Genomic DNA, 12,301 nt, shown 5'->3' with positions numbered 1-12,301 from the left:
ACGATTGATGATTGACGATTGATGATTGACGATTCACGATTCACATTTCACGTTTCACGATTAACATTTAACGATTTTTGATTGACGATTCACGATTTTTGATTCCCGTTTCACGATTGACGATTTATGGTCCCGTTTCACGACTCACCAACAACCATCAACCAACACCCAACACCCAAAAAACTAATTACCTCCCGTTTGAATGGACGAATTAGTCTTTGCTTCTTGTGCTTTAATTTTACTTAATTCTGCTTTTGCTTCTGTAACCACATCATTAAACTCCGTGAAATTTTGAATCACACTTTCTAAAATATAAGTGGCTTGAAAGGCATCTTTTAGAGCATAAAAATTCTTTGCCATAAGCACTAATCCTTTGGCACTATAATATTTATAACCTGAAAAATCTTTTGCTAATTTTTGAACCGCTGTATTTGAAGCTTCATAATTGGCTTCTTTGTTTTTAAAGTATGCATTATAGTACAACGCTTCGGCTGCCGTTTCGCCCGTTGCAACCGTTTCTACTTTTGCATAAGCTTCTTTTGCTTTGGTTTCATTGCCTGTTTTTATGGCTGAACGTGCTATAATAACATTAGCATCGGCTTTAATTTTGTTATCAATAGTTGAATTAGCCAACACTTTTTCAGCATAAGCTACTGCTGTGTCGTAATTTTCCAATTGATAATTTGCTTTCATTAAGTTTGATTGTGCAAATACCACATTCTGCGGAAAGTTGGCTTCATCTTCCAAACGCTCCAATAACGGCATGGCTTTGTTCCAGCTTTTGGTTTCCAAATAAAATTGCGATAATCGAGACAATGCTTCTTCTGAAAATTCACTTCTTGACGTATCAACCACATATTTATAATGAGGTGCTGCATTGTCCTTCAATCCCTTTTTATAATACATTTGAGCTATGTAAAAATGCGCCTGTAATGCATGTAAACCGTTAGGAAATTGGTTTATATAACCGTTGAATTGCGTAATGGCTCTATCGGTGTTGTTTTCTAAATACTGCTTTTCGGCAGCTTCGTAAGTAGCATTGTCTAAATCGGCATCGGTTACCTCCACATATTTTAAGGTTTTTACCCAACTGGCGTATTCATTAACACGGCCCAAATCAATATAAATTAATCGTGCCGTTGCTACCGCTTGTACCGCTTCCGGTGTTTCTGGGTAATCACTTGCTACTTGCTTGAATTTACTTAGTGCTTGCTCATTATTACTACCGTTATAATACACCAAACCTTGACGCAATAAGGCTTTTGGCACAAACGAACTCATTTTGTATTCTGAATTCAGACGATTGTAAACCTGCATCGCCTTATCGGTATCACCAGCTTTTACGTAGGTATTACCAAGTTCGTACATGGCATCATCGCGAAGTTTAGATTTTGGATATTCTGTAATAAACTGCTCTAATTCTTTTATTTTTTTAGACTCTTGCCCCACATAACCTGAACTTATGGCTTTTTGGAAAAAGGCATAATCGGCATCGCTAGTGCCTAATTTAATAGCACTTTCATAAGCATTGATAGCATTTTTATAGTCGCTTGACACAAAATAGGCATCGCCTAAACGCAGATAAGCATCATTCAATCTGACATTCCCTGTTCCTTTGTTTGATGCAATAAATTGGTTGAAATACTGGGCGGTTTGTGAGTAGTTTTTCAGCTTAAAATAGGTGTAAGCTAAATTATAATCTATGTTTTTATATTCTGGTGTAACTGTCGCAGCCGATTGTTGCTGAAACTGTTTAAAACTGATTAAAGCCGCATCATAGTTGGTTAAATTATAATCGGTTTCTGCTTTCCAAAAAGTTGCTCTTGCTGTAAAACTAGCATCGCGTGGTTCTTTTAAAGATGCTTCAAAAAGATTTTTGGCTTCTAAATAATTGCCTTCATTATACAATTCCAAACCTCTGTAAAACGCTACTTTTTGATAGGCTACTTTATTCTCGAAGCTCTTTTTGCCTTCTAATAATCTAAGGGCTTCTTTGTAGTTTTTAGAGGTGATATACGAATCAATCAACAAGGTTTCAATTTCTTCTTTGTAAGTTGTTTTAGGATATTTGTCTAAATACCCCGCTAAAACTTGTGGTGCCGATTGATATGGGTTCCCTATGTCGTAACTGATTTTCGCATAGTTTAACCAAGCGTCTTCCTGGATCTTTAAATCGAAATCCATTTCGGAAGCATTTTTAAATGCATTTAAAGCTTCCTGCTTTTTGTTTAATTTGATATAACTTTCACCTAAATGGTAATAGGCGTTTTGGGCAATGGCATTGGTGCCTCCTATTATTTTATTGAATTCTGAAATGGCTTTTTCGTAATCGCCTTGTTTATAATGGGCATATCCTAATTGATAAAAATCGGTGTTACTCCATTTTCCGTTTTTGCCTTTGTAAGCTTCCAAATAAGGAATGGCTTCGGCATATTGTTTTAAGTTAAAATAGCTTTCTCCAATAATTTTTGATAGTTCCGATACCTCATTTTTATCACTGCTCTTCAATTTATCTTTTGCCAGTTGAATGGCTTTTTCAAAATTCCCTAATTTAAAATTTAGATCTGCTTGATAATATGACAACTTCTCTTTGTACTGTTCTTGGTCGCTTACTTGTTCAAAATACTTATTGGCATTCTCGTAATCATCACCTTCATAAGCCATAAAACCAATATAATATTTAGCTTGTGACCCGTATTCTTTAGAGTTTTCAACGCGTGTTAAATACTGCTTCGCTTCTTTATATTGTTTACTTGAAAACGCTGAATAGCCATTGTTGAAATAAAACTTTTCTTTTTCATTTCTTCCCAGTGCGTTTTCATCAACTTTATCGTACCACTTTCTGGCATAGGCATATTTTCCGTTGGTAAAATAATAATCGGCCACATCAACATAGGCGGTATTCCGCTTGGTGCTTGTTGGGTAGTCCTTTACAAAATCCTCTACCAATTGGTCTGCATTTTGCTGATTTAAACGTACGGCACAGTTGGCAATATAATAGGCACAATCGGACAATAAAACCGCTTCTTTAGTGTCCTTTTTCACACTTCCAAACAAGGATTGTGCTGCAAGATATTGTTGGTTATTATAAAGCGACAAAGCTTTTTGATACTCTACTAAATTGCTAGTATAAGTGGCAGATTGTTGCGCCCATATTTGAAAACTAAAACTTATGGCAACCAAAAGGGAAACACTGTTTTTTATAGTCATTAACGATTCTTTTTTAATTTAAACCCAAAGATAATTTAATACAAATCTTATAACGCAACAATTGTGCTATAATTATAAACCGACTTATTAAAAGTTGAAAAAACAGTTTGCAGTGTTCAGTCTCAGTTTGCAGTTGCAGTCGCAGTTTTCAGTTTGCAGTGTTCAGTTTGCAGTGTTCAGTCACAGTCGCAGTTGCAGTCACAGTCGCAGTTACAATTGCAGCAATCAGAAAAAAAACGCTTTGCAGCTTTAAATCTCTGAAACTTTGAAACTTTGAATCTCTGCAGCTTTGAATCCCTGAAACTTTGAATCTTTGCAACTCTGCAACTTTGAAACTTTGAAACTTTTTACTTTTAACTTTCAACTTTCAATTTTTATATAATACTTTTACATCACAAAATATACTTTACATATGTCAAATCCTATTTTACAATTAAAAAATGTATCTATATATCAAGGTGATAGCTTGGTACTTTCTAAGGTGAATGTTGAAATTAATAAAGGTGAATTCGTATATTTAATTGGAAAAACGGGTACCGGAAAAAGTAGTTTTATGAAAACACTTTACGGTGATTTACCTTTAACCGAAGGCGAAGGACATATTGTGGATTTTGATTTAAAAACACTGAAAGAAAACGATATTCCTTACTTAAGACGTAAATTGGGCGTTGTTTTTCAAGATTTCAAACTACTATCGGACAGCACAATAAACGAAAACTTACTATTTGTTTTAAGGGCGACCGGTTGGAAGGACAAAAACGAAATGAATAAACGCGTAGAAGAAGTTTTAAGTAAAGTAGACATGAAAACCAAAGGCTTTAAATATCCGCACGAGCTTTCAGGTGGCGAGCAACAGCGTGTAGCTATCGCCAGAGCCTTGCTTAATAACCCCGAGCTTATCCTTGCCGATGAGCCTACTGGAAACTTAGACCCTCAAACCAGTATAGAAGTTATGGAGGTTTTACAGGAAATCAATAAAAATGGCAATACCATTTTAATGGCTACCCATGATTATGCTTTGCTTTTAAAATATCCTAGTAAAACGCTGAAGTGTGAAGATAGTCAGGTTTTTGAAGTGGAGCAGAGAAAGGGGTGATTATGTACAGGTTTCTTAAAAAGAATATAAAATCACTAATACCTAAAAAAATTTTATTTAAAAACGAATTACTTCTCCGCAAGTTTTATGGTATTTTATATTTAGGAAACAAACACGAATGTAACGTATGCAACAAAAAACTTAAAGCATTTATACCTCTAGGAACCAACGACTTAATATGTCCGTTTTGCGGAAGTTTAGCACGCAATAGAAGACTTTGGGACCTACTTAATAAAGAAGGAGACATTCAAGGGAAACTCCTTCACTTTTCGCCTTCAAGAAGCCTTTACAGAAACCTAAAAAAGATAAAATCTATTGATTATTACAGTAGTGATTTTGAAAATGAGTTTTTAGCAGATTATAAATTTGATATCACCAATATTAATCAGGAATCGGAAAAATTTGACACCATCATTTGTTATCATATATTGGAACATATTATTGATGACCATAAAGCAATGGACGAACTTTATAGAGTATTGAAGCCTAACGGGAAAATTTACATCCAAACCCCATTTAAAGAAGGCGCTATCTATGAAGATTTTTCGATTGTTTTACCAGAAGATAGGTTAAAGCATTTTGGACAAGACGATCATGTTAGGGTTTATTCTGTTGAAGGATTAACAAACCGATTAGAAAATGCGGGTTTTAATGTTTCTGTAAAATCATTCAATAATTTAGATAATAATCTTTACTTTGGTTTTAAATCACCCGAAACAGTTTTAATTGCTACAAAATAATGCTCTCAATATTAATACCAACCTTTAATTATGATATTGTTCCTTTAGTTAAAGAAATACATAATCAATGTGTTGAAAACAGTATTGAATTTGAAATATTAGCATATGATGATGCCTCAGAGTTTTATACTTCTGAAAATAAAATTATATCACATCTATCAAATACCACTTACGAAATATCACAAACCAATTTAGGTCGAATTGCAGCTAGACAACAATTGGCAAACACTGCCAAATACGACTGGTTATTATTTTTAGATGCAGATGTGCTGCCTAAAAGTGAGCAGTTTATTCAAAACTATTTAAATACTTTAAAAACGAATGTTGACGCTATTTATGGTGGCTTTGCATATCATGAAGAACCACCAAAAAGTAATCACACATTACGCTGGAAATACGGAAAAACCAAAGAGCAAGTATCATCATTAATAAGAAACAAAACACCTTATAAAATTGTCATTTCAGCAAATTTTTTAATTAAAAAAACTGTATTTTTAAGTATCAATTCACAGATTGAAAGTAAAGATTATGGCTACGATAATTATTTTGGTGCGTTATTAAAAGCTAGAAACACCAAGGTTTTTCACATTGACAACGAAGTATTTCACTTAGGTATTGAAGACAACAGCACCTATTTAAAAAAAATAAAACAAGCCGTTGAAACCTTGCATCATTTGTATATAACATCAAAAATTACTAGTTGCGAAAATGATTTGCTTGAACTGTTCAAAACCTTCAAAAAGAATAAGTTACACATTGTTTTTGGATTATTTTTCAAATGGTTTCAAACTTCATTTGAAAAGCAGCTAACGGGTAAAAATCCATCCATCACATTGTTACAGTTATACAAATTGAGCTACATTTGTTATATAGACCACCATATATGACGCCATATTTTTCAGTAGTAATCTCATTATATAACAAAGAAAAGCACATTCAATCTACCATTGAAAGTGTGCTGGCGCAAAGCTTTGTTGATTTTGAAATTGTTGTGGTTAATGATGGTTCAACTGATAATAGTGAAGCAATTGTAAGATCAATCAATGATAAACGTATTCAAATTTATTCTCAAGAAAATAAGGGCGTTTCTGCTGCAAGAAACTTGGGAATTGAAAAAGCAAAAGCAGAATTAGTTGCCTTTTTAGATGCTGATGATTATTGGTATCCAAACCATTTAGAAACTTTAAAAACTTTGTATAAAATATTGCCTAATTGTGGGTTATATGCCACGGCTTATGTGAAACAATTTAATACAGTCAAAATAAACTCCATTTATAAAAATATTCCAACAACACCCAATTGGATGGGCATTGTGGCCGATTATTTTGAGTCGAGCCAAATAAATAGCATCGCTTGGACATCTGCAGTTATGATTCCTAAAAAAGTTTTTGATACAATTGGAAATTTTGATACAAAGATTACGCTTGGTGCGGGTGAAGATACGGACTTGTGGATACGAGTGGGTTTAAAATATGATGTGGGTTTTTGTAATACTGTGACGGCTATTCATAATTTGCATTCTGATAATAGGGTTTCAAATACCAATACTAATATGCGGCAGTTTATCAATCTCGATGCTTATGAAGCCACAGCACACTCAAAGCCTTCATTAAAAAAGTATTTAGATTTTAATAGGTATTCCATTGCTAAGCAATATAAACTGGTCAATAATAACCTGAAAGCAAGAGAATTAATTAGCAAGATTGATTTTAACAATTTGAATTGGAAACAACAACTGCTTTTAAAAATGAATAATCAGTTATTAAGAATCTTTATAAAAGTGAAACTCTTACTTAGAAATTTAGGGTGTAATTTAAGTAGTTATAAATAATAAACTATGTAAGTTAATTTTCTAAAACAACTCTCCATTTTTCAGCTATAACATTTTTTCTAAATTTCTGTACACTATTCAAAGCATTTTTTCTAAATCTATTTAACATATCCTTATCACCAATAACACTTTTAAATGCTTCTGAAAGCAAATTTACACTATCAGGATCTATAAGTAATCCATTTACATTATGTTCAACAATCTCTGACGGACCTGTTTCACAATCTACAGAAATAACTGGAGTTCCTGATGCTAAAGATTCAATTAGAACCAATCCAAATCCTTCATAAAAGCTAGTTAACACTGTACACAAGCTGTGTTTCATGTATACAAATGGGTTGGAATTGAATGGCTTAAATATAATATAATCATTCATCTTTAAACGAGTTACTAATTGTTCATAATCACTTTTATCAGGTCCATCGCCAAGAATAATTAATTTAATTCCTTTAATATAAATTTCCGATAAGGCGTATGCATTAATTAACAAGCTAATATTTTTACTTTTTTCATCCAATCTACCACAAAATAAAATATATGAAAATGGAATATTTAATGATTCGTTTGATTGTAATCTGATATAATCCAAATCAATGGCATTTTCAATACATACCATATTTTTGTTATTATGGAATGGCCTTATTAAATCAAGTAATCTATTATTAACTGCTACTATTTTATGAGCACTATTTAACAACCATTTTTTTAAGTAAAAATTTTGGAGTATTTCCTTTTTATAGGACGAACTGTGAATAACATATATGACCTTAAATTTTCTATAAGCATATTTACATATTCCAAATTCATGGATGATACTATTATTACGCAATCTATTGTCTATAATAAAATCGAACTTGTTTTTTATTAAATATTTTCTTAAAAAATTAATTCGTTTTATTTTATCATAAAATGTATTACTATTATCTTTTAGTATTCCAAGATTACAAAGTGTTCCTTTATAATCATAAGATTTTAAATTAGAAATTAAAACAATATGAACTTCATAACCCATTTCTGACAACATAATGGATTGCATTGCAGCAGAGCGTTCTGCACCTCCAAAACCTAAAGATGGTGTAACAATGCAAATTTTCATAATATTTAGTTTTTGGTATTCTCAATTTTCAATAAGGAATCATAATCCTTATTATTCAAAATAACTCTTTTTCTATTTTTAAAACTTTTACTAAAAATACTTCTTTCTAAATCTACATATTTATTATCTATTCCACATAAATCAGCAATACTATGAAACAAATCATCCGTCATATAAGGCCTATTTAATTCAATTTTAATATTGTTTTTTAACTTATAATCTTTCGATTCCCATAAAATAAAGGGGATTTCAAACATGGGCAAAGTACCAACATCATCATTATGCCCAGCAAATTTAATTGTATGATACACCTCTTCACCATGATCAGAAAAGTACAACACAAAACTTTCTGAACGCTTTCTTTTAATTTTATCAATAACTGTGTTTACTATAAAATCATTATAAGTTACTGCATTATCATATTCATTAATAAATTTATACTCACTTTCATTTATAGCTATTTGAGTTTTGGGCTTATCTTTAAATGTATTAAAAGAGTCCGGATACTTGTTTTCATAATAAAAATGAGTCCCTTTTAAATGAATAAATAGCACTTTATTTCTATCTGAATTATTGTTGATAACGTAATCAATTTTATCAAAAATCACATTGTCATATAAATTTAACTCTTCTGTATCTTCTGTATTTAAATAAAATTTGTTGTTACAAGAATAGACTAATTTAGTAATATCGGTTTCTGCAAAGCCAACGGGCTGTTGGTTGGAAATCCAATACGTTTCAAAGTTTGCTGCATTTAAAAGTTGTATAATAGAACCTTTCTCCTTACTCGAGTTCTCATAATTATCCAAACTAAGTGCCTTGGTTAGCGAAGCCGTAGTTCCTGCGTGTGGACTAATAACATTCTTAAAAACCCTCAAACCATTTTGTTTTGAAAGCAATGGATTTGTTTTTCTACCATAACCATATAAGGACATGTTTTTTCTAGTTGTAGATTCGCCTATGATTACTACATATAACTTGTTGTTATTATTATTAACTAGATTAACATCATTAAATATTCCAGTATCACTTTGATAGGTTGGGTTATCAAAAACTTTAGATTCAAAATACACCACGTATAATGATTTTAAAATTAGATAGGGTAAATTTTGATGCTTAAAAGGTGTTCTAAAAACAATTAAAATTAAGACTACGATAATTAATAAACTTTTAAAATTAAAACGTATTTTTTTTGACAAACAACAATGTATGTTACATCTAACAACCCCTGCAATAAAAAAAACAAATAAAAATATACCGTAAACTATTAAAACCTTGTCTAAATAAAACATCAAAAACTCATTGGCTTCGGTATTGTTTGTTTCCAACAAAACGTATAATGAAGATGGTGAAATGTTTACATTAAAAATGTAATAATAGGAGGTTTCTATAAATACAATTACACTAAAAAAGAAATATGCACTTATAAAATAAAACCGCCTTAATTTGGTATGACTTAAAAAATAAAGGGTATATATTAAAATGAATGCAAACAAGAGGTTTTCTATTAAATTTAATATTCGTTGATATTGAAATTCAACAAAAATAGATTCTACAAAAAAAGAAAACAAAACAGTTACAAGGAACTTGATTTCTATACTAAACTGAATATTATTTAACTTACTTAGCCTCATATGTATTAAAAAGTTGTTTTCTAAAAACCAAAAACATTAGCAATGTATAAAATATATAACTAAAAGCATGTGCTTTTACGGCTCCTAGTACACTTAAATGGTTTATTAAATAAATACTTGAAAAACAAATAAAAATCATGAGAGAAATTTCACATATTACATAATGATAACTCATTTTTTTAGCAAAAAACTGATACGCCATAGTAAGAGAAACAATTCTGAAAAAATCTCCTAATAATTGCCAGCCAAATAATTCGTTCATTTTTAAAAATTCATCTGTAAAAACCAATTTTATTATAAAAAATCTAAGAAAATAAATTAAAACAAAACCCAATAAAGCAATAGGTAATACATTTTTATAAAAATTAAAAATAGTGGCTCTAAACTTCACTTTATTTGCATCTTCAGATAATACTGGCAATAAGTATAAATCAAATAATGTGTATATAAAAAGCATGTAGTAATTTGAAATTTTCCTTGATGCTTCCCAATAACCAGCTTCTGTTACACCAACATTATCTATTAAATAATTTCTAATAAACAAATATATAATTGGGAACATAATACCCGAAAATAAGGTCATTGAAAAAAATGAACCAATTCTACTAATATATACTTTAGAAATAAAGTTTAAATTTATATTTAAAAATATAAATTTAAATGAACTAAATTTATAAAAAAGTGAAGCAAACAATAAAAACGGTGTTAACACAATAGCTATTAAAGCACCTTTTAGTTCTTCTCGGTATAAAAGAAAAACAATTAAAATTGTGGTTAATATGTACCCTACAATATTAATTTGAACCAGTTCTTTTACTTTTTTCAATCCATTTAATATCGAAATAAAAAAAACTTGTAAAGTGTAAAATGGCATCATCAATGCAGAGACCTCAAACAAAAATGAATACTCTATTTTATCAAAAACAAATAAACTAATAGATTTAGAAAACAAAAAAAGTAAGGTGGACAAAAATAATGCAATACAAAGTGTAACAAAAAAAGCTGATGAAATAACTTGTTTCAATTTAGTTGGTTCATCTTTATTTTCTGCCACATACTTTATTACACCATTTTTCATTCCTAAAGAGGATAAACTCTCTAATGATTGCATGAAATTTGACAAATTACCTGTTATAGCAATACCAGAAGGACCAATAAAAATAGCCATGAATTTAGATACAATAAATCCGGAAACAAGTCTAAAAAAAACGCTTAAAGAGTTATAGGATGCCACTTTAAGCAAAAAATTATTATTATAATTTTTTATGTTTTTTTTAATCATTAAAAAGACTTGTGTTTTTAATACTGTTTAAAGTTTTCAACTCTTCTCTGCATCCACCCCAAAAAGTGAACTGCCAAATATGAGCAAAATAATGCCATAGTACATAACATAACTAACAAAATGAGCCATGACAGCACCCTGTCCATTATCATATAAATCTATAAAATAAACACTGGTAGTATATAATATAATAACCAAAAAGGCTTCAGTTAAAATATAGTGCCAAAACATTTTCTTTGCTAAAAACTGGTAGGCTATTACCATAGATAGTACTTTTATAAAATCGCCTAATAATTGCCATAAAAACAAGTCTTCAACAGGTTTAAAATCCTCTGAAAAAATAAGCACCACTATATATGGTTTTAAAAGATATATAACAACCAATCCGATAGCTAAAACAGGGATAACTGTTTTATAAAAGCTGAATACTTCCTTTCTAAATTCCTTAATATCATCAATTTCAGAAAATCTTGGTAAGATATACAACGCCATTAACGAACTAACAAGCATTAAATAATACTTAGAAATCCTTGTCATGGCTTCCCAAAAACCAGCATCTTTATAACCTACATTTTCAATAATATAAGAACGAATAGCAATGGCAACCAAAGGCATTATAACAGCCGAAAAAAGAGCCATCAAGGAATACGTACTCATTTTTTTTAAAAAGCTAAAACTGATACTATTAACTTTAATTAAGGGAACCAAACTACGCCTATTTATAATACCTACTAAGGTTATTAAAAATATTAACGACTCTGCAATGACTACTGATATTAATGCCCCATTGATTCTATTTTGATAGATTAAAAGTAATGCTACCGAAACACTTAATATTTGCCCAATAATATTAATAACGATAAGTATCTTATACTTTGAAAAGCCATTCATTATTGAAAATGAGAACATATTTAAAGCATAGAACGGCAGTACCATTGCAAAAACCTTAATTACAAAAGCATAATCGTTGTAGTCAGGAAATATAACGTTATTTATAAATTGTGCATTAAAATAACAAAAAAATGACACTAAAATGGTGGATATAAACCCCACGTAAAATATGGTAGAAATAGTTTTACTTAGCGCTTCAACATCATCCTTAAAATCTGAAATATATTTTACCGCACCATTATAAAAACCAAGAATGGCAATGGTTTGAAAAGAACTTACAAAATTACGTAGGTTTCCTATTAACGCTAATCCGGTTGGGCCAATAAAAATAGCAATAGCCTTTGAAGTTAATATACCGGCAATTATTCTGGTTAATACTGAAGCTGCCTGTAACGAAGTAACTTTAATTAGAACATTTTTATTTATATAATCGATTATTTTTTTCAATTACCCAAGGTTTTCTGTTTTCAACCAATTAATATGTTTTGAAAAATAGCTAAATGATTTGTTTTCACGCTTTT

At 30.4% G+C, this 12,301-nt stretch carries 9 protein-coding genes; 4 read left to right on the top strand and 5 right to left on the bottom strand.

Annotated elements, in window-relative coordinates; all coding sequences use genetic code 11:
- Positions 1-183 precede the first annotated feature (183 nt).
- Entirely contained in the window at positions 184-3,210 is a 3,027-nt protein-coding gene (locus tag CJ739_RS13130) for a tetratricopeptide repeat protein (RefSeq protein ID WP_117176086.1), read from the bottom strand.
- Positions 3,211-3,622: 412 nt separating this feature from the next.
- Between CJ739_RS13130 and CJ739_RS13120 the strand changes: the two genes are divergently transcribed.
- Genes CJ739_RS13120 through CJ739_RS13105 form a run of 4 tightly spaced genes read left to right on the top strand, consistent with a single transcriptional unit; the run spans position 3,623 to position 6,877 of the window.
- The gene (locus tag CJ739_RS13120; protein ID WP_117176082.1) at positions 3,623-4,306 is read left to right on the top strand and encodes a cell division ATP-binding protein FtsE; all 684 of its coding nucleotides are present in this window, start codon (positions 3,623-3,625) and stop codon (positions 4,304-4,306) included.
- Positions 4,307-4,308: 2 nt separating this feature from the next.
- On the top strand, positions 4,309-5,046 hold the full coding sequence (locus tag CJ739_RS13115) for a class I SAM-dependent methyltransferase (protein WP_117176080.1): 738 nt from the start codon (positions 4,309-4,311) through the stop codon (positions 5,044-5,046).
- Positions 5,046-5,933 (top strand): glycosyltransferase family 2 protein, encoded by an 888-nt coding sequence (locus CJ739_RS13110; RefSeq protein WP_117176078.1) that lies wholly within the window; start codon positions 5,046-5,048, stop codon positions 5,931-5,933. The genes CJ739_RS13115 and CJ739_RS13110 overlap by 1 nt, the downstream gene beginning before the upstream one ends.
- Complete coding sequence (locus tag CJ739_RS13105; protein WP_117176076.1) at positions 5,930-6,877, top strand: glycosyltransferase family 2 protein; 948 nt, start codon at positions 5,930-5,932, stop codon at positions 6,875-6,877. The genes CJ739_RS13110 and CJ739_RS13105 overlap by 4 nt, the downstream gene beginning before the upstream one ends.
- A gap of 13 nt (positions 6,878-6,890) precedes the next feature.
- On the opposite strand, the gene CJ739_RS13100 is transcribed toward CJ739_RS13105, so the two are convergent.
- The 4 genes from CJ739_RS13100 to CJ739_RS13085 form a co-directional block, all read right to left on the bottom strand.
- A complete protein-coding gene (locus CJ739_RS13100) occupies positions 6,891-7,973 on the bottom strand; it encodes a glycosyltransferase (RefSeq protein ID WP_117176073.1) in 1,083 nt (360 codons plus the stop codon).
- Positions 7,974-7,978: 5 nt separating this feature from the next.
- Entirely contained in the window at positions 7,979-9,172 is a 1,194-nt protein-coding gene (locus tag CJ739_RS13095; RefSeq protein WP_162880214.1) for a phosphoethanolamine transferase, read from the bottom strand.
- Between the two features lie 421 nt (positions 9,173-9,593).
- Positions 9,594-10,889: an O-antigen translocase gene (locus CJ739_RS13090; RefSeq protein ID WP_117176069.1), complete on the bottom strand. Its 1,296-nt coding sequence runs from the start codon at positions 10,887-10,889 to the stop codon at positions 9,594-9,596.
- A gap of 36 nt (positions 10,890-10,925) precedes the next feature.
- Positions 10,926-12,227, bottom strand: coding sequence for an O-antigen translocase (locus tag CJ739_RS13085; RefSeq protein ID WP_117176066.1), 1,302 nt, complete (start codon positions 12,225-12,227; stop codon positions 10,926-10,928).
- Between the last annotated feature and the right edge of the window lie 74 nt (positions 12,228-12,301).

The organism is Mariniflexile sp. TRM1-10 (assembly GCF_003425985.1).
Classification (GTDB): domain Bacteria; phylum Bacteroidota; class Bacteroidia; order Flavobacteriales; family Flavobacteriaceae; genus Mariniflexile.
This window is presented reverse-complemented; position numbering and strand designations above follow the sequence as displayed.

Excerpts from the sequence above, each read along its gene's own strand:
- CJ739_RS13115 (WP_117176080.1), top strand. The coding sequence starts at position 4,309 with ATGTACAGGTTTCTTAAAAAGAATATAAAATCACTAATACCTAAAAAA.
- CJ739_RS13105 (WP_117176076.1), top strand. The coding sequence starts at position 5,930 with ATGACGCCATATTTTTCAGTAGTAATCTCATTATATAACAAAGAAAAG.
- CJ739_RS13090 (WP_117176069.1), bottom strand. The coding sequence starts at position 10,889 with ATGATTAAAAAAAACATAAAAAATTATAATAATAATTTTTTGCTTAAA.
- CJ739_RS13100 (WP_117176073.1), bottom strand. The coding sequence starts at position 7,973 with ATGAAAATTTGCATTGTTACACCATCTTTAGGTTTTGGAGGTGCAGAA.
- CJ739_RS13130 (WP_117176086.1), bottom strand. The coding sequence starts at position 3,210 with ATGACTATAAAAAACAGTGTTTCCCTTTTGGTTGCCATAAGTTTTAGT.
- CJ739_RS13110 (WP_117176078.1), top strand. The coding sequence starts at position 5,046 with ATGCTCTCAATATTAATACCAACCTTTAATTATGATATTGTTCCTTTA.
- CJ739_RS13120 (WP_117176082.1), top strand. The coding sequence starts at position 3,623 with ATGTCAAATCCTATTTTACAATTAAAAAATGTATCTATATATCAAGGT.